The following is an 18,037-nucleotide window of genomic DNA, read 5'->3' on the forward strand; positions in this document are numbered from 1 at the left end:
TCAGCCACTGCCTGTCAACGGACTCACATATAAAAACGGCACACAGACTCTCCATGAAACAGACACGAAAAGAATACGTTATCTCCATTATGGCCCGGGACCGGGTCGGCATCATCGCCGATGTTTCCGGAGCTATCTCCTATATGGGCGGTGACCTGGCCGATATGCGCCAGCAAGTACTACGCGGCTACTTCACGATGATTCTGCATGCCTCCTTTCCAGCAGACACCGACGAGGCAACCATTCTTGACAAGCTCAGTCGTCTTGACGACCCGGAGTTCGGCAGCCTGGCGGTCCAGCTTCAGGAGGTGAGGACGGTTCCTGTTGACGAAACCGCTCCGAGTCTTGAAAACAGCTATGTACTCACAGCCGAAGGCGAGGACCGGATCGGGTTTGTGGCCACGGTATCGAAATTTTGTGCCGACAACGAGATCAACATCCTGGACCTCTCCACCACCGTGGCCGAGGACCGCTATATCATGATCCTCTTTGTCGATCTCAGCCGCTGTGCGTCTATTGACGAGCTACGCCGCAGACTGGACCACTTTGCGCAAGAGACCGATCTCAACATGGTGCTGCAGCATTACGATATCTTCAAAGCCACCAACGAGATCAAGATATTCTTCAGCCGCAGCCCGGGCGACGAATGATGTTCTTATGTTTTTGCCATTTCCACCCCTGACCAACTATGAAAACCGACCAGCAACCATCTGAATTCATGATGTTTTTCAATTAAAACAGATAGAAAACAATGATTCGATCCGACCAGATACTCTCCACCGTGGACATGATCCAAAAGGAAAACCTCGATGTCCGCGCCGTAACCATGGGCATTGACCTTCATGACTGCCGCAGCCACGATGCCGGCACCACCTGCCGGCGCATCCGGGAAAAAATCTGTCGCTATGCCGGCAACCTGGTATCAACCTGTGAAAAAATTGCCCGTAAATACGGAATCCCTGTGGTGAACAAGCGCATTGCCGTCACCCCCATCGGTTCCATTGGTGCCGGTTATACCCGGGAGGAATTCGTCCTCTTGGCCCAGGCACTGGACGGAGCGGCCAGCGAGGTTGGCATTGACTTTCTTGGAGGATTCTCGGCCAATGTCGAAAACGGCATGAGCGGAGGAGCGCGCGAGCTGATTCTTGCCATTCCCGAGGCTCTGAGCTGTACATCCAAGGTCTGTGCCTCGATCAATGCCGGGTCGAGCAAGCATGGGATCAACATGGAGGCTGTGGCCATGCTGGGCCGCACGATAAAAGATGTGGCCGAGCGTTCGTCGGACACCGGTGGCTTCGGGGCTGCCAAACTGGTCATCTTTGCCAACCAGCCCGAGGCCAACCCTTTCATGGCCGGGGCCATCCACGGAACAGGCCAGCATGAGGTGGTGATCAATGTCGGGGTCTCCGGGCCCGGCGTCATTGCCCGGGCCCTGGAGCGACGTCTCGACCAGGGTGACAGCCCGGGGCTGCACGATCTGGCCGATGAAATAAAGCAGACCGCTTTCCGGGTCACCAGGTGCGGTGAGCTGATCGGCCGCCGGGTTGCCCAGCGACTCGGCGTACCTTTCGGCATTGTCGATGTGTCCCTGGCCCCCACTCCAAGGATCGGCGACTCGGTGGGCGAAATCCTCAAGATTCTTGGAGTGGACGACATCGGCGCCCCTGGTTCCACAGCTATTGTTGCCATGCTCAACGATGCGGTGAAAAAAGGGGGCACCTTTGCCAGCCAGAGCGCCGGTGGCCTGAGCGGGGCCTTTATCCCGGTTTGTGAGGATGCCGAGCTTGCTGCGGCAGTGGCAAATGGCAGCCTGCCCCTTGAGAAACTGGAAGCCATGACCTCGGTCTGCTCTGTGGGCCTGGACATGGTCGCCATACCCGGCTCGGTTGATGCGGCCACCATTTCCGCCATCATGGCCGACGAAATGGCAATCGGCATGATCAACCACAAGACCACAGCAGTGAGGATCATCCCGGTGCCGGGCAAGGAAGCAGGTGACTTTGTCTCCTTTGGCGGCCTGTTCGGAGAGTCCGCCATCCTGGAGGTGCGAAACAGTGGCAAATCAAGCCGGTTTATCGGTTTTGGCGGCAAAATTCCGGCCCCGATCAACAGCCTGAAAAATTAAGAAATATTATCATATGAAAGGTTTTTTCCAGCTCATCAGTTCCACGGAATTCCTCCAGCTTTTCTCCAGGTTCCAGCCGCTGGACGGCGATCGGATTCCGCTTGGCCAGGCCGACGGCAGAATCCTGGCAGAAGATGTCACAGCCCCGGAACAACTCCCGCCCTTTTCCCGTTCCACCATGGACGGTTTTGCGGTCCGGGCCAGGGACACATTCGGCTGCAGCGAATCTGAACCGGCTCTACTTGCGATAGTTGGCGAGATCGCCATGGGCAGCTCAGGCCAGGATATAAACCTGAAACCTGGACAAACCGCCAGAATCTGGACCGGAGGCGCCCTGCCCGCCAAAGCTGACGGGGTGGTTATGGTGGAATACACTCACCTGCTCGATGACGACACGGTGGAAATTTTTCGCCCGGTGGCACCGGGCGAGAACGTGATTCGGGCAGGTGAAGATTTTGAAAAAGGGCAGGTTGTCCTGGAGCGGGGCAGAAAACTGCGTCCCCAGGATCTTGGAGTCCTGGCCGGACTTGGCATCACCACCCTGTTCGTGTACCGCCAGCCCAAGGTTGCCATTCTCTCCACCGGAGACGAACTGGTCCCGCCGGATCAGAAGCCCGCACCAGGCCAGATCCGGGACATCAACTCCACCACTCTTGCCACCCTTGTCCGGGAGGCTGGTGGAATCCCCGAACAATTTGGTATTGTTGAAGACTGTTTTGACGACATGTTTACGGCGTGCAGCGAAGCAATCGCAGATGCCGACATGGTGCTTCTCTCCGGCGGCAGCTCCGTTGGCCGACGCGACTTCACCCTGCAGGTCCTGGAAGAACTGCCCTCCTCCGAGCTGCTGGCGCACGGAGTGGCCATCCGGCCAGGCAAACCCACCATTTTAGCTTCGGTGGGCAACAAGGCCCTGTTCGGCCTGCCCGGTCATGTGGCATCGGCCATAGTGGTCTTTCATCTCTTTGTCCGCCCTCTGCTGCGCCTTTTTTCCGGCCTGGAAGCCGACCATGGCCTGCAGCAGATCCAGGCAATAACCACGCAGCAGATTCCCTCTGCCATTGGCCGGGAAGAATATGTCCGGGTCCAAATCAGCTGGCAGGAACCGGGTAAACCACCCCTGGCCACCCCGATTTACGGTAAATCCGGACTGCTCTCCCCGCTGGTAAAGGCGGATGGACTCCTTGTGATCCACAGGGACAGCGAAGGGCTGGATCAGGGAGCGTCCGCCAGGGTGCTGCTTTTTCCCTGACACGACACATGAGACTGTCTTGAATAAGTTGCACCAATGAACCGCTCGGTGAAACGAACTTTTACAATAACATCCATGCAGGATCGCACGGCCTGCACAACGAAACATGAAAAGTGTCGCCCCAAGGAAAGCGGGACGCGACTTTCACAGAAAACGCCATGAAACGAAAAATATATCTCAACATGCAGCCCCTTGAAGAGGCGCAGCGTCTCTTCTGGTCACGATTCAGAGACTATGCTACCGGAGAGGAAACCATACCCAGCCGGGAGGCTGCCGGACGGGTGACAGCAACGGCGGTAAGCGCCCGGCTCTCCTCACCTTCCTTCCATTCCGCAGCCATGGACGGGCTGGCCGTCAAAGCCGAGGACACCTTTGGCGCCGCGGACGACAATCCGATCACTCTGGACATCGAGTCCGGCCAGGCGGTTTTCATCAATACCGGACACCCCATGCCCGAGGGTAAGGACGCGGTGGTCATGATTGAACATGTCCTGCTCACCGATGACCAGAAGCAGGGAGTTATCAGAGCCCCGGTGTATCCCTGGCAGAACGTACGCAAGGTCGGTGAAGACATTGTCGCCACTGAGCTGCTCTTTCCCAGCAACCACCTCATTATCCCGCCGGACGTTGCCGCCCTGCTCACCGCGGGCTGTCCACAGGTAACGGTACGAAAACGACCCAGGCTCACCATTATCCCCACCGGCACCGAGCTGGTTGATCTCGAAAACTGTACGGATACCCCGCCGCCAGGGAAAACCATTGAATCTAATTCAGCGGTCCTGGCGGCGCTGGCCAGACAGGCAGGCAGCGAAGTGACAGTGACAAAAATCATTGCCGATGATTACGAGAATATAAAAAACCATCTTCGCTCTGCAGTGGAATCCGACGCTGACGTGGTGATCATCAATGCGGGCTCATCGGCCGGCAGCGCCGACTATACGGTCCAGGTTATCGACGAGCTTGGTGAGGTGCTGGTGCACGGAGTCACCATCATGCCCGGCAAACCCACGATCCTGGGCGTCATTGACGGCAAGCCGGTGGTGGGCAATCCCGGGTATCCGGTCTCGGCCATTATTTCCTTTGAACAGTTTGTCGTGCCCCTGCTGGCCATGATGCAGGGGCTGAGCCTGCCGGCTCCGATCACGGCCAGGGCAGTGCTGGCAAGAGACCTGCCATCCAGGGGTGGTATCGAGGAGTTTCGACGGATGATTGCCGGCAAGATCGGCGAACAGCTGGTGGCCCTGCCGCTCAAAAAGGGGGCCGGTGCCATCACCACCCTGACCCGGGCCAATGCCATGTTGCGTATTCCCGCCTCGTCGGAAGGCGAAACCCGGGGCAGCGGGGTAAAAATTGAGCTGCTGAGGCCACTTGAACAGATCGAAAAAACCATCCTCTGCACCGGCAGCCATGACCTCTGCCTCGACCTGCTCCATGATTTCCTGAAAAAATCCATCCCTGCCTATTCCCTGGCATCCACCCATGTAGGTTCCCTGGGCGGAATCATGGCAATCCGCGACAATATGACCCACATGGCAGGATCGCACCTGCTCGACCCGGAAACCGGCGAATATAACGTCAGTTATCTCAAGCGCTATCTCAAAAACCGCGAGGTGGCGCTCATCACCCTGGTCCACCGGCAGCAAGGATTCATGGTCAGGCCGGGTAACCCCAAAGATATCAAGTCGGTACATGACCTGGTACGGGAAGACATCACCTTCATCAACCGCCAGGCTGGCTCCGGCACCAGGGTTCTGCTCGATTTTGAACTGGAAAAGGCGGATCTGGATCCGGACCAGATAAGCGGCTACGACTCCGAGGAATACACCCACATGGCCGTGGCCGTGGCCGTGCTGTCCGGCAAGGCGGATGCCGGACTCGGCATTCTGGCGGCAGCCCGGGCCCTGGGGCTTGATTTTATCCCGGTCACCGAAGAACGGTATGACCTGATAATCCCGGAAGAATTCCTGAACCTGGAAATGATACGGCGGGTACTGGAGATCATCACAACGAACAGGTTCAAACAGAACGTGGAGGCCATGGGCGGATATTCGACCAAGGAAACCGGAAACAAAGCTACCTTGAAAAATACATAACCGGTGTCTGTCATGTACAGACACCAACTGTCACTGAGCCTGAAGTAACTGATCGGAGGACAGAAAGATTATAAAGCCACTGTTTCTGATCACCGGAGTTGTTTCACTGGGACTGGGGGCGTTAGGGATTGTACTTCCCCTGTTACCCACAGTGCCCTTTGTTCTCCTGGCGGCCGCCTGCTTTGCCAAGTCTTCAAGCCGTATTCATGCCTGGTTGTGCTCAAGCCACCTGTTCGGACCAATGATCAGTCAATGGCAGGCCTCACGCTCCATTCCGAAAAAATCAAAGACCCTGGCCCTGGCCGCAATTGGTTGCAGCGGTGCCACATCCATTTACCTGCTCAATTCGTCTTCTCTAAGAATTCTGATCATCGCGATTCTTTTCATTCCCGTCTGTATCATCCTGAACCTGCCGACCAGTCCGCCCAGAGAAGACAAGGTGAACTCATCCCGGACTTGAATCCGATGGTGACTGTTTCCAGACCGCCGGCTGGAAACAGTTTTTGTACTCCGTCCAAACCGATGGAAGGGAGCACCACCATGGTCATACATGCAAAACCTCTTTTCAGAAAGACGTTCCTCTGTCTGGCGGGAGAATATGACAGGACAAAGTCCAATTCCGCCGATCCATCTAAGACCCGGAGGTCAGGCAGACAGATTTGTCAAGATCGACCGTCTCCGACCGACCTGCACGAGACATCAAAAAACCTCCGTACTTCATGTCGGAAGTAACAATATGATCAAGTAACCAGGTCCTTAGAAACTGGTAGAACTCGGTGACAACATTGTCTTTGTTTTTTATCCTCTCATGAAAGACGAGTACTTGCTGAACCAACATGGCATGTTCCTGCTTATGCTCACTTAAGTGAGGATAACCGCTGCTCTCCATGGCGTTCTCTTCCTCTGCGAAATGGGAACGGGTATATTCAATCAACGATTCGATATTATCATGAAGTTGGTTCTCACTTTTTTTGTGAAGCACCACAAGCATGATTTCATTGATCAACTCAACGATCTTCACATGCTGCCGATCAAACCTGTCAATACCGACAGAGTATGCCTTTCTCCATTTTATTAATGCCATGATACACTACCTCCAACGCTGAAAAATTCTTTTGACAAGGAACTTTCTCATAACCTATGCACATCTTATGACAATCATTCCTGAAAAGAAATAGGTAACGCTACCGAAAGTGTCATAGGTAAATATACCTATGTTCGGTGTTTTCAGAGAAACCGATACCTGTCCCAGACACAGGGATAGCCTGCCAGGTGGAATTTCCTGCTAATAATTTTCCCGTTCCCCCAACTTTTTTCCTCAGCCAGTTTGAACATCACACAATCTGTTCCTTTTTCTTGACTTGTGCCGACCGTCCACTTACTGTTAATTATGAAATATATTTCGTAAAAGGAGACAGAATGGCTCGTCCGAGAAAAAATCGCTGTATCCGGCGCATGCCGACATCGACGTTTTACAAACCTCGAGGGATTGCCCGGCATGACATGAAGGGAGTTACACTACCGCTGGAAGGGTTTGAGACATTGCGGCTGGTTGACGCCGAGGGTGTGAGCCGTGAAGAAGCGGCACGGATGATGAATGTCTCCTCTCCAACCCTGTGCCGAATCCTTGCGGAAGCCAGAAATATCGTGGCCAGGGCACTGGCCAACGGCTGGGCACTTCGTATCGAAGGCGGCGATTACACATTAGTTGACCAGGAGCACCAGAAACCCTGCGAAACACCATTTCACTGTCGCAAAAGAAAGCGACGATAAAAGCAGTATCACATAAACACAAGCAGGAGGTGAATCATGCCTGGAATGAACGGGACAGGACCGGAAGGACAAGGGCCAAAGACTGGCAGAGGTACGGGGCGGTGCGCGGCCGGAAGCAGAAAAAACAACATGACTGAAACCAGTGACAGAAGCCAGGATAACGGATGCGGCCGCGGCATGAAAGGGCGCGGACAAAAAAGAGGAAGAAACTGTGGCTGTGGAAGCAGAAACCGCTCAAGCAACAGATAAATAACCATTCTTGACAAGCCAAACAGTAAGAGCAAAGCAACTCTCCTTCCCCGGGGCTGCAGGACTTTTTCCTGCGGTCCCTCTGTTTCTCAGGCTGACAAGACCATTCTCACACCCTATCATTTTGCGCAAATGAGCAAAACAAGAGAAAGATGTAATGGCACATCCCAAAAAATGCAGACAGGTGGCCCGCATGCCCCGGGTTCGCTATTTCAAACCGCGCGGCATCCCCTTACGAGAGCTGATTGAAGTCTATCTCTCTGTGGAAGGAGCAGAGGCCCTGCGGTTGGTAGACACCGAAGGGCTGGATCTCAACACCGCTGCCCACCAGATGAATGTCTCCCGTCACACCCTTGGCCGCATCCTGGCCCAGGCCCGGCGGATTGTTTCACAGGCGATTACCGAAAGCATGGCCATTCGCATCGAAGGTGGTGATTTTATAGTAAAAGGTGAATCCGTAGTAGAACAAACTGAAAGTATCATGCCAGACAGACGGCCAGCCTCCAGCAGGAGCAAAGCATTACCTGCACAGAAAGGAGAGAGAGCAATGCAAAAAATAACCGTATCCAGCGAAGGACCTTCCCTTAACGATCAGGTTGATCCCCGATTTGGCCGAGTCGGAGGATTTCTCCTTGTCGATCCGGAAACCATGGAAACCAACCTCCTTGACAATGGCGCAAGCCAGTCCCTGGGACAGGGTGCCGGCATTCAGGCTGCCGAAAACGTGGTCCGGGCCGGGGCAGGCGTTGTGCTCAGTGGCTATATCGGCCCCAAGGCCTTCCAGGCACTGACCACGGCAGGCATCAAGGTGGGACAGGATTGCGACAACATGACCGTTCGCGAGGCGATCGAAAAATTCATAAAAGGTCAAATCCCCATTGCCGACAAGCCGAACAGGTAACCGCGAACGCGGTTCTTCGTTATCCTGCGGAAACACATACAAAAAGACTTACCCTGATAGACAAGCGGGGAAAAATTATGCTTATTACTGTTGCCAGCGGCAAGGGCGGCACCGGAAAAACCACGGTCGCTGCCTCTCTCGCCACTGTATGGGATGATCCTCTGCTGGCGGTGGATCTTGATGTCGAAGAGCAGAGTCCGCACCTTTTTCTTCGCCCTGAACTGGACGAACCGATCAAGGCCTGGATGGAAGTACCAGAGCTGGATGAAAGGAAATGTACTTTATGTGGAGATTGCGCGGAACTGTGTCAGTTTAAAGCCATATCCATCATGGTATCCACCCTGACGCTGTACCCGGATATGTGCCACGGCTGCGTCGGCTGTATCGCCCTCTGCCAACAGGACGCACTGCACGCCGGAAGAAGGGAACTTGGTGAAATCCTCTGGGGACAGGCTGAAAAAATCGATTTTCTCATGGGTGTCCTGCGTATTAACGAAGCAATGAGCCCGCCCTTCATGGAGCAGATTAAAAAACAGATGCGGGCGTCCGTAAGAGAAAGAAAAAGAGATGTCATCATTGATGCACCTCCGGGTGTAAGCTGCCCTACCATCTGTTCGGTCATTGACAGCGATGTGATTGTGCTGGTCACGGATGCCACGCCGTTTGGCTTTCACGATTTCAAGCTGGCCTGGGAGTCCTTTTCTCCTTTAGGAAAAACCATGGGTGTTGTTGTCAATCGTGCCGGGCTGGGCACCCGCGACATCTACGATTTCTGCCAGAAAAAAAATATCCCTGTTCTGGCCGAGATTCCTTTTGACCGCGCCATTGCCCAAGCATATGCCCGCGGCCAGGTAATAGCCGGTGTTTCGAAGGAACTTGGCAAGATTTTTTCCTCTTTGCGCGAAAAAATCCATAACATGGCCGGCAAGTTGCCGGAAGAGGAGGCCCATGCGTGAAATACTGATCATCAGTGGCAAGGGCGGGACCGGAAAGACCTCATTAACTGCCGCTTTTGCACATCTTTCCGGAAATAAAATTATCTGTGACATAGATGTAGACGCTCCGGACCTGCACCTTCTCCTGCAGCCTGGGCATGAGCGGGAAGTTCCCTTTCATGCTGGCAATGAGGCAAGGATAGAACAGAGTGGCTGCACCCTTTGCGGCACCTGCGAGGAGATGTGCCGTTTTGATGCCATCCGTCAGGAAGGTGATGGGTTTATCGTTGACCCGACCCGCTGTGAGGGATGAGGTCTGCGTCACCTTCTGCCCGGAACAGACCATCAACTTTCCGGAAAAACATTGCGACACATGGTATGTCTCTGCAACACGGTTCGGCACCATGGCCCATGCCCAGCTTTTCCCCGGGCAAGAAAATTCTGCCCGTCTGGTCGCTCTTCTGAAAAATGAGGCCAGAAGGCTGGCCCGGGAAAACAATATCGACCTTCTTCTCTGCGACGGTGCACCAGGGATCGGCTGCCCTGTAATCAGTTCCCTTTCCGGAGCGCATTTTGCTGTCCTGGTCACCGAACCCACTCCGTCTGGCCGCCATGATCTGGAACGGGTAGCCGCTCTCTGCGATCATTTCCGAATCCGGGCCGAAGTCATCATTAACAAGGCTGATCTCAACCATGATGAGGCTGCAGTGATAAACGGTATTGCCGGGAGAAAAACTATCCGCTTCTGGCAAAATCACCCCATGATACGGTGATTACCGAGACGATAATCAGGGCACGCGCAGTCACCGAGCTCGGAGGCTCGGGAATCAGAGAGCAGATCAGCCTGGTATGGAAAAAAGTGGAAGAGCTTGCCGGTTGACGCTTTTTCTGCCTTGCCCGGGTCATTTTTTGGGCAAAGTCCTGCTGAGGACGAGAAAACCAAAAATGCCGGCCAGAATCGAGGCCAGAAAAATGGCGATTTTTGCATCGGCTATCATTGCCTCATCAAAATAGGCAAGCTCACTGATGAAAATGGACATGGTGAACCCGATACCGCCAAGCAGTGAAACGCCCCAGAGCTGTCCCCAGGTCACCCGTGAAGGAAGAGAGCTCAAATTCATCTTGACGACCAGGAAGCTGAACCCCATGATGCCGATCGGCTTACCGAGAATCAGCCCGCTCATGATGCCCAGACTGACGCTGCTGGGAAAGGCGGCCAGCATATCGGCATCAACGGTAACTCCGGCGGCAAACAGGGCAAAAAGAGGCAGGATGAGAAAGGCCTGGATGGGATGGAGCATTTCTTCCAGGCGGACCCCCACCGGAATCATCTTTTCGGCAGCCAGGTAGATCTGCTCGATGGCCTTGCGCTGTTCCCGGTCCGTGACCATGGAGTACCTGGTCATCTTGCTCTCTTTAAGCAGACCATTATACTTTTTCAGGGTCTGGAAAAACTGTTTGGGCTCGATGGTTGCCTTCACCGGTACCACCATGGCCAGCAGAACGCCGGCAATGGTGGCATGGATTCCAGAGAGAAAGACACAAAGCCAGACCCCAACGATAATCAGGAAAGTGCAGACCGGTCGGTGAACCCGATTTCGGACAATAGGAGCCAGGATGGCCAACAGAAAAAAAGCGATGACCAGCGGCAGAATGTTGATCTGTTCGGTGTAAAACAGGGCAATGACCAGGACAGCCATCAGGTCATCGACAATGGCCAGGGCTGTCAGGAAGACCTTCAGGGTAATGGGAACCCGTTTACCAAACAGGGCCAGCAGTCCCAGGGCAAAGGCGATATCTGTGGCCATGGGCACACCCCAGCCCCGGGCCTCCGGCCCGGTGGGATTAAAGGCAAAGTAGATCAGCGCCGGGATCACGGCGCCACCCAGGGCTGCCATCACCGGCAGCATGGCCTTTTTCAGACAGGAAAGTTCACCGGTCAGAACCTCCCGCTTGATCTCCAGGCCGACAACAAAGAAGAAGATGGCCATCAGCCCGTCCTTGACCCAGTAATCCAGGGAAAGATGGTACTGTTTGCCGTTGAAGTAGGTGCCGATATCGAGATGACTCAACTTCTGATAGAGGTCAGCCCACGGAGAATTGGCCCAGATGACCGCGGTCAGGGTCGCAAAGATGAGCACAATAGAACTTGCACTCTGCGAGTGGAGAAAACGTTCAAAAAAATTTTTAGGCCGGGTTGCGCTCATGGATTATCGCTCAAAAAATGGTCTGATTAACGATAAGGGACGGTGTTGCATGACAGTAGAACATAAAAACAGAAATCACGTCGCCATGTCAATCAATTCTGTGCATTGAAAACTGTTTCCTCCCGGCTCCTCCCCCCTCTCCCAACCGTTTTCAGTTCATTCAAAAAAACGTATTTTGCATGTATCTTTTCTGTTGACTCCGTCACTGGGAGTACTTATCATTGAATATGAAATATGTTTCATAACAAGGAAGAGAAATGGTTCGACCAAAAAAACATCGCCGTATCCGGTGCCTGCCGGTGTCCACGTTCTACAAGCCCAGGGGCGTTGCCCTGCACAGTTTAAAGGGAGTTACGCTTCCACTGGAAGGATTTGAGGCTTTGCGGCTGGTTGACGCCGAAGGGGTAAGCCGCGAGGAAGCAGCACGGATGATGGACGTCTCCACACCAACGCTGTGCCGAATCCTCGCCGAAGCCAGAAGCATTGTGGCAAGGGCGCTGACAAACGGCTGGGCGATCCGCATTGAAGGAGGCAACTATCATCTTGTTGGCTCTGAAAATGACGAGTTCTGCGGCCATGGCAGGCAGAGATGCGGGAAACAGAAACGACACGGATAATCCACCATGCCTCTCAGAGGCACAACCAACAGCACAGGAGGTGTATCATGCCTGGAATGAATGGTACAGGTCCGCAGGGACAGGGACCCGGAACTGGAAGGGGAGCCGGCCAATGCGCTGCCGGAACCGTAAGAAACAACATGCCTGAAGCCGACAGCATTGGCCAGGGCAACAACCGTGGCTGCGGCATGGGAAGAGGCGGCCGGAAAAAGGGAAGAAACAGCGGCTGTGGCAACAGGGGCCGCATGATGGGCAAGAGGTAAGCAGATCTTCCACCGGGGCCGCGGATTTTTTCCTGCGGCCCTTGTTCATTTTCCGGTAGACAGGAACAGGCCCACGCCATATTGTTTTGCTCACATGAGCAAAATACAGGGGGAACCAACATGCCACGCCCAAAAAAATGCCGAATGGTGGCCCGGATGCCAAGGGTCCGTTATTTCAAACCGCGCGGTATCCCGCTCAGGGATCTGACCGAGGTTTATCTGCCCATTGAAGGGGTAGAAGCCCTGCGCCTGGCCGACACGGAAGGACTGGATCTCAATACCGCTGCCCGCCAGATGAATGTGTCCCGTCACACCTTTGGCCGGATCCTGGCAGAGGCCCGCCGGGTTGTTTCGCAGGCGATTACCGAAGGCATGGCCATTCGTATCGAGGGCGGTGATTTCATGATGAAATGCGAGCCTGATATCCAGGCCGATACCAGAAAAAACAAACCTATATCTGTACACGCAGGAGAAAATACAGTGAAAAAGATAGCCGTATCCAGCGAAGGCCCTACCCTTGACGACCAGGTCGATCCCCGATTTGGCCGCGCCGGGGGATTTCTCATTGTGGACCTGGACACCATGGAGACCCGGTACATAGGCAACGGCGCCAGCCAGACCATGAGCCAGGGGGCCGGCATCCAGGCCGCTGAAAACGTGGCCAAAGCCGGTGCAGAAGTTGTGCTCAGCGGCTATGTCGGCCCCAAAGCCTTCCAGGCCCTTGCGACAGCGGGCATCAAGGTGGGGCAGGATTGCGACAACATGACCGTACGTGAGGCGATCGAGAAATTTCAAAAAGGGGAAATTCCCTTTGCAGACAAACCGAACCGGTAACAACAAACCTGAAACACACAATTGAGTGAAACACGTAACCGCTGTGTTACAGCGGGGGTAAGATCATGATTATTACTGTTGCCAGCGGCAAGGGCGGCACCGGCAAAACTACGGTAACCGCCTCTCTTGCCACCGTATGGGATGCTCCGCTGCAAGTGGTGGATCTTGATGTCGAAGAGCCGAATCTGCATCTTTTTCTGCGGCCCGAACTGGAGACACCGGCAAAAGTCTGGATGGAAGTTCCGGAACTGAACGCGGAAAAATGTACCGGGTGCGGAGACTGCGTGGAGATGTGTCAGTTCAAGGCCATCTCCATGATGCTTTCCACGCTGACCCTGTACCCGGAGATGTGTCACGGTTGCGGTGGCTGTATTGCTGTATGCAGGGAGAATGCGCTGCAGGCAGGCAGAAGGGAACTGGGTGAAATCCGTCAGGGCCGGGCCGGAAAAATTGATTTTCTCATGGGTACCCTGCGCATAGGTGAGGCAATGAGCCCGCCCTTTATGGAGCAGGTAAAAAAACAGATGCAGCAAACCCTGCTGGAGACAAATCAGGATGTCATCATTGATGCGCCTCCAGGGGTGAGCTGCCCTGCTATCTGCTCGGTCATAGACAGCGATGTCATTGTGCTGGTCACCGATGCCACACCGTTTGGCTTTCACGATTTCAAGCTGGCCTGGGAATCATTTTCACCACTGGGAAAACCCATGGGAGTTGTCATCAACCGGGCCGGACTCGGGACCCGCGACATCTATGATTTCTGCCAGAAAAAAAACATTCCCATACTGGCTGAAATTCCCTTTGACCGCTCCATTGCCGTGGCGTATTCGCGTGGCCGGGTAATAGCCGGAGTTTCGGACGAACTTGGCACTGTTTTCTCCTCTCTCCGTGAAAAAATCCGTAACCTTGCCGGTGACTCCGAGCAGGAGGTATCCCATGCGTGAAATACTGATCATCAGCGGCAAAGGCGGCACCGGAAAGACCTCTCTGACCGCCGCGTTCGCCCATCTGTCGGGAAACAGAAAAATAATCATCTGCGACCTGGACGTGGACGCTCCGGATCTGCATCTTCTTCTGCAGCCCCGCCATGAGCGCGAAGAACCCTTTTTCGCCGGTAATGAGGCACGGATAGAGCAGGATGGATGCACCGGGTGCGGAACCTGCGCGCAAATGTGTCGTTACAATGCGATCCGGCAGGAGAACGACAGGTTTATGGTCGATCCGATCCGGTGCGAAGGCTGCAAGGTCTGTATCACCTTCTGCCCGGAGCAGACCATCAGCTTTCCGGAAAAACATTGCGGCACATGGTACGTCTCTGCCACACGGTTCGGTACCATGGTGCATGCACAGCTTTTTCCCGGTGAAGAAAATTCTGGCCGCCTGGTGACTCTTCTTAAAAATAAAGCCAAAAAACTGGCCAGGGAAAACAATATTGACCTTATCCTCAGCGACGGAGCTCCGGGAATCGGCTGCCCGGTCATCAGCTCCCTGTCCGGAGCGAATTTTGCGGTCCTTGTTACCGAACCGACGCCATCCGGCCGCCACGACCTGAAACGCGTGGCCTCGCTCTGCGATCATTTCCGCATCCGGGCAGGTGTCATTATCAACAAGGCAGACCTCAACCCGGATGAGGCGGCCATGATAGAACAGTATTGCCGGGAGAAAAACTATCCCATCCTGGCCAGACTGCCGCACGATCCGGTGATCACTGAGGCCATGGTCCAGGAACGCGCGGTCACCGAACTTGGCGAAACAGAAATCGGCAGAGCAATCCGGCAGGCATGGACCAGAATAGAGGAGCTTGCCGGATAAACAACCCCCACATCACTATCAGACAAGGAGAACACGACAATGCTTATTGGCATCCCATCAACCAACCCAGGCGGCCTGGAAGCCGCTTTTGGCGCCCACTTCGGCCACTGCGACCTGTACACTGTCGTGGAGGTTGCCGACGGACAGGTAAAGGAAGTTCGCACTCTGCCCAGCGTACCGCACCAGCAGGGGGGCTGTATGGCACCGGTTCAGTATCTTGCCGACAACGGCGTCAAGATACTGCTTGCCAGCGGCATGGGCATGCGCCCGCTCATGGGTTTTAACCAGGTAGGTATTGATGTCTACCATGCCGGCAACGCTCCTACGGTCGGGGCCGCAGTTGAAGCATTTATTGCCGGCCAGCTGCAGCAGTTCACCCAGGAGTTCACCTGCGGTGGCGGCGGCGGACGGTAATTACCGGTTTCTATCCGCTATACGCCGGAAACATCCAGACCGTTCAATCATGAATCACTATGTGTTTCCGGCATATTATTCATTGACAAGTACATTCCCCTGCCATGTCCAACCATAATGAAACAGCAATAGAAGAACTTGGCCAGGCGTTTTTAACGCATGTCAACAAACCGCGAAATCTCGGCACGTTTGACGATCCGGACGGCTCCAGCCGTCTGATCGGATCATGCGGGGATGCCATGCGCCGGAAAATGGCACAAACCTGACCCGGAAAATACAAAAAAGCAAAAAACAGGAAACAGAAAAAATTCAAGGTTCGAGGCACAAAAGGCGCGCAATTCCTCCTCTCACCGTGCCCCCAGTGCCTCATCACCTTGATTCACGGGAATCGCAACAGGAAATCAGTATGTATACTCTTTTACTTGTTTCACCACGAAAAGAAGAACTCGGCGACTTTACCGCGGCCCTTGCCTCGACCCCGGACATAACACTGAAACAGGTCGATTCCGGGGACGACGCGTTACGCGCGGCCCGGGAGCATACCCCGCATCTTGTCATCATTGACCAGGAAATCCGGGACAAAAACAACCCCCCCCTTGAACTGGTCATGGAACTCCTTGGCATCAATGCCATGATGAACACGACCATGATCACATCCATGGATGCGGAGGAGTGGCATGAAAAAAGTGAGGGCCTTGGCATGATGGAGCCGCTCCCGGATCCTCCGACGGAAAAAGACGCTCTTACCCTGCTGGAAAGATTCCGAAAAATGCCCGGCCTCTCCTGAGACAGATCCTACAGCCAGCGGACGCCATCCTGAGAAAAATCGAGCATGACTGCGGTGCCCGGCCATAACTGGTGCGTTTTCACATCATGGGCCGGCAGACATACCTGAAAAAGGAATCCGCTCACCATCACATCCACGAGCAGTTCCTCCCGGTACCGCTGCCGGCGCACCGTACTGACCATGCCGGAAAGACGAATCGTTCCGGCAGGAGAATCCATACCGCTGCAACAGATGCTGATCTTTGCCGGATCCAGCATGGCAACGGAAACATTTCTGTTTTTGTCCGCCGGCCCGGGAAGCACGAGTACCTGGCCGTCAGGAAATTTTTTTACCATCTGATCCGCGCCTTTTTCCTGCCACGGCCCGAACAGGAAATTCACCGCACCGTGGTTGACCACCCTTCCCTGGAAAAGGCCGACCCGGTAATTACTGACCTGATCAAGCCACCCCTGATCATGACTGGCGATCAGCAGGGTGGTCTGCCACTGTTTTCTGGCCAGAAAAACAGCCTCCCTGATCCGTTGCGCAGAACCGATATCCACGCTGGCAGTGGGCTCATCAAGAATCAGCACTTCGGGACGCAGGATCAACCTGCCGGCAAGCGCCACCCGCTGCACCTCCCCTCCGGAAAGCTGGTACCATTTTCGACCGGCAAATGACGCGGGAAGACCGACCCAGGAAAGGGCTTCGTGCACCTTCTTTTCCAGCCCATCCCGTATATCCCGTATCTTCAGACCATACGCCACATTGTCAAACACTGTTCGTTTAAGAAGGTACGGCTCCTGGGGCAGAATAGTTATGCAGCGCCGCTGCTCCGGTTGCAGCCTTTCCGTATCCAGCCCCCTGAAAAGTATTTTTCCGGAACATGGCCGAGAAACAAGTGACAGCAGGCTGAACAGGGTTGACTTGCCGCTGCCGTTGGGACCGAAAAAGCCGATAATACCATTTTCCGGTAATTCAAGATCGTCAATCGCCAGGACTGTGCGGCCATCATAGGACTGGCGAACATTCTGTAAACAATACAGCGCGCTCATACAGGCCACCGTTTTTTCAACACCGAAAGCGAACCGTTCACCAGCAGGGCAATGGCCAGCAGAACCAGCCCCAGGGCAATACCGGTGATAAATTCGCCCTTGCCGGTCTCCAGGGCAATGGCAGTGGTGATGGTCCGGGTATGGTACTTGATATTACCGCCCACCATCATGGAGATGCCGACCTCGGTCAGAATACGGCCATAGGCTGTAACTGCTGCTGCGAGCAGTCCAAACCGGGCCTCGAGCACGGTGGTCAGCAGCACCTGACCGGGCCGGGCTCCCAGGCCGATCAGCGTACTGTACAACCGCTGATCCAGTGTTTCCACCTGGGAAGCAGTCAGGGCAATAATTATGGGAAGGCCGAGCACGGTCTGGCCAATGGCAATACCGCTCAGACTGAAAAGCAGGTTCAGCTCCCCAAGGGGGCCGCTTCTGGAGAGCAGGGTATACACCACAAGGCCTATGAACACCGTGGGCAGGGCAAGCAGAGTATCCACAATGGTTCGAACAATACGCTTGCCCGGAAATCGACAGTACCCCAGCATGAAACCAGCCGGCACGCCAATGACCAGGCTCGCCGCCAGTGACCAGGAAGAAACCGTAACCGTGGCACCGATGGCCGAGTACACTCCCGGATCACCGGATGCAAGGAGCTGGAGTGCCCGAACAAAACCTTCTGTCAAGAGTGTCACGTTATCAGTTGACGGTTATCAGTTATCGGTTGGCAGTTTGCAGCATAAT

General features: G+C 54.6%; 22 protein-coding genes. 18 read left to right on the forward strand and 4 right to left on the reverse strand.

Annotated features, from left to right (window positions below):
- The first annotated feature begins 53 nt into the window (after positions 1 to 53).
- From ACXJJY_RS05455 to ACXJJY_RS05475, 5 genes are all read left to right on the forward strand, one after another.
- Complete coding sequence (locus ACXJJY_RS05455) at positions 54 to 650, forward strand: glycine cleavage system transcriptional repressor (RefSeq protein ID WP_456385807.1); 597 nt, start codon at positions 54 to 56, stop codon at positions 648 to 650.
- Positions 651 to 751: 101 nt separating this feature from the next.
- Positions 752 to 2,125, forward strand: a complete 1,374-nt coding sequence (locus ACXJJY_RS05460; protein WP_456385809.1) for a PFL family protein — start codon at positions 752 to 754, stop codon at positions 2,123 to 2,125.
- A gap of 13 nt (positions 2,126 to 2,138) precedes the next feature.
- The gene (locus tag ACXJJY_RS05465) at positions 2,139 to 3,377 is read left to right on the forward strand and encodes a molybdopterin molybdotransferase MoeA (RefSeq protein WP_456385811.1); all 1,239 of its coding nucleotides are present in this window, start codon (positions 2,139 to 2,141) and stop codon (positions 3,375 to 3,377) included.
- Between the two features lie 158 nt (positions 3,378 to 3,535).
- Complete coding sequence (locus tag ACXJJY_RS05470; RefSeq protein ID WP_456385813.1) at positions 3,536 to 5,470, forward strand: molybdopterin biosynthesis protein; 1,935 nt, start codon at positions 3,536 to 3,538, stop codon at positions 5,468 to 5,470.
- Positions 5,471 to 5,558: 88 nt separating this feature from the next.
- Entirely contained in the window at positions 5,559 to 5,930 is a 372-nt protein-coding gene (locus tag ACXJJY_RS05475) for a YbaN family protein (RefSeq protein ID WP_456385928.1), read from the forward strand.
- Positions 5,931 to 6,101: 171 nt separating this feature from the next.
- Here the strand turns inward: ACXJJY_RS05475 and ACXJJY_RS05480 are convergent, their stop codons facing one another.
- Positions 6,102 to 6,554, reverse strand: coding sequence for a bacteriohemerythrin (locus ACXJJY_RS05480; protein WP_456385815.1), 453 nt, complete (start codon positions 6,552 to 6,554; stop codon positions 6,102 to 6,104).
- Positions 6,555 to 6,889: 335 nt separating this feature from the next.
- Here ACXJJY_RS05480 and ACXJJY_RS05485 point away from each other — a divergent pair, with 335 nt between their 5' ends.
- The 6 genes from ACXJJY_RS05485 to ACXJJY_RS05510 all read left to right on the forward strand — a co-directional run bounded on the left by ACXJJY_RS05485 (position 6,890) and on the right by ACXJJY_RS05510 (position 10,101).
- A complete protein-coding gene (locus tag ACXJJY_RS05485) occupies positions 6,890 to 7,243 on the forward strand; it encodes a DUF134 domain-containing protein (protein WP_456385817.1) in 354 nt (117 codons plus the stop codon).
- A 45-nt stretch (positions 7,244 to 7,288) separates the two neighbouring features.
- Entirely contained in the window at positions 7,289 to 7,492 is a 204-nt protein-coding gene (locus tag ACXJJY_RS05490) for a DUF5320 domain-containing protein (protein WP_456385929.1), read from the forward strand.
- Between the two features lie 157 nt (positions 7,493 to 7,649).
- The gene (locus ACXJJY_RS05495) at positions 7,650 to 8,393 is read left to right on the forward strand and encodes a DUF134 domain-containing protein (protein WP_456385819.1); all 744 of its coding nucleotides are present in this window, start codon (positions 7,650 to 7,652) and stop codon (positions 8,391 to 8,393) included.
- Positions 8,394 to 8,470: 77 nt separating this feature from the next.
- A complete protein-coding gene (locus ACXJJY_RS05500; protein ID WP_456385821.1) occupies positions 8,471 to 9,349 on the forward strand; it encodes a nucleotide-binding protein in 879 nt (292 codons plus the stop codon).
- Complete coding sequence (locus tag ACXJJY_RS05505; protein ID WP_456385823.1) at positions 9,342 to 9,641, forward strand: 4Fe-4S binding protein; 300 nt, start codon at positions 9,342 to 9,344, stop codon at positions 9,639 to 9,641. The genes ACXJJY_RS05500 and ACXJJY_RS05505 overlap by 8 nt, the downstream gene beginning before the upstream one ends.
- Positions 9,604 to 10,101, forward strand: a complete 498-nt coding sequence (locus tag ACXJJY_RS05510) for a P-loop NTPase family protein (RefSeq protein WP_456385825.1) — start codon at positions 9,604 to 9,606, stop codon at positions 10,099 to 10,101. The genes ACXJJY_RS05505 and ACXJJY_RS05510 overlap by 38 nt, the downstream gene beginning before the upstream one ends.
- A 129-nt stretch (positions 10,102 to 10,230) precedes the next feature.
- Here the strand turns inward: ACXJJY_RS05510 and nhaA are convergent, their stop codons facing one another.
- On the reverse strand, positions 10,231 to 11,535 hold the full coding sequence (gene nhaA, locus ACXJJY_RS05515; RefSeq protein ID WP_456385827.1) for a Na+/H+ antiporter NhaA: 1,305 nt from the start codon (positions 11,533 to 11,535) through the stop codon (positions 10,231 to 10,233).
- Positions 11,536 to 11,792: 257 nt separating this feature from the next.
- Here nhaA and ACXJJY_RS05520 point away from each other — a divergent pair, with 257 nt between their 5' ends.
- From ACXJJY_RS05520 to ACXJJY_RS05550, 7 genes are all read left to right on the forward strand, one after another.
- Positions 11,793 to 12,152 carry a DUF134 domain-containing protein gene (locus tag ACXJJY_RS05520; protein ID WP_456385829.1) on the forward strand — a complete coding sequence of 120 codons (360 nt, stop codon included), beginning with the start codon at positions 11,793 to 11,795 and terminating at the stop codon, positions 12,150 to 12,152.
- Positions 12,153 to 12,208: 56 nt separating this feature from the next.
- Positions 12,209 to 12,415 carry a DUF5320 domain-containing protein gene (locus ACXJJY_RS05525; protein ID WP_456385930.1) on the forward strand — a complete coding sequence of 69 codons (207 nt, stop codon included), beginning with the start codon at positions 12,209 to 12,211 and terminating at the stop codon, positions 12,413 to 12,415.
- A gap of 120 nt (positions 12,416 to 12,535) precedes the next feature.
- Positions 12,536 to 13,249 carry a NifB/NifX family molybdenum-iron cluster-binding protein gene (locus ACXJJY_RS05530; protein ID WP_456385831.1) on the forward strand — a complete coding sequence of 238 codons (714 nt, stop codon included), beginning with the start codon at positions 12,536 to 12,538 and terminating at the stop codon, positions 13,247 to 13,249.
- Between the two features lie 65 nt (positions 13,250 to 13,314).
- On the forward strand, positions 13,315 to 14,193 hold the full coding sequence (locus ACXJJY_RS05535) for a nucleotide-binding protein (protein ID WP_456385833.1): 879 nt from the start codon (positions 13,315 to 13,317) through the stop codon (positions 14,191 to 14,193).
- The gene (locus ACXJJY_RS05540; protein ID WP_456385835.1) at positions 14,186 to 15,061 is read left to right on the forward strand and encodes an ATP-binding protein; all 876 of its coding nucleotides are present in this window, start codon (positions 14,186 to 14,188) and stop codon (positions 15,059 to 15,061) included. The genes ACXJJY_RS05535 and ACXJJY_RS05540 overlap by 8 nt, the downstream gene beginning before the upstream one ends.
- A 39-nt stretch (positions 15,062 to 15,100) precedes the next feature.
- On the forward strand, positions 15,101 to 15,475 hold the full coding sequence (locus ACXJJY_RS05545; RefSeq protein WP_456385837.1) for a NifB/NifX family molybdenum-iron cluster-binding protein: 375 nt from the start codon (positions 15,101 to 15,103) through the stop codon (positions 15,473 to 15,475).
- Positions 15,476 to 15,881: 406 nt separating this feature from the next.
- Complete coding sequence (locus ACXJJY_RS05550; RefSeq protein WP_456385839.1) at positions 15,882 to 16,262, forward strand: response regulator; 381 nt, start codon at positions 15,882 to 15,884, stop codon at positions 16,260 to 16,262.
- Between the two features lie 8 nt (positions 16,263 to 16,270).
- Here the strand turns inward: ACXJJY_RS05550 and ACXJJY_RS05555 are convergent, their stop codons facing one another.
- A complete protein-coding gene (locus ACXJJY_RS05555; protein WP_456385841.1) occupies positions 16,271 to 17,296 on the reverse strand; it encodes an energy-coupling factor ABC transporter ATP-binding protein in 1,026 nt (341 codons plus the stop codon).
- Positions 17,293 to 17,988 (reverse strand): ABC transporter permease, encoded by a 696-nt coding sequence (locus tag ACXJJY_RS05560; RefSeq protein WP_456385843.1) that lies wholly within the window; start codon positions 17,986 to 17,988, stop codon positions 17,293 to 17,295. The genes ACXJJY_RS05555 and ACXJJY_RS05560 overlap by 4 nt, the downstream gene beginning before the upstream one ends.
- Positions 17,989 to 18,037: the final 49 nt, after the last annotated feature.

This window comes from Desulfolithobacter sp., from assembly GCF_054025815.1.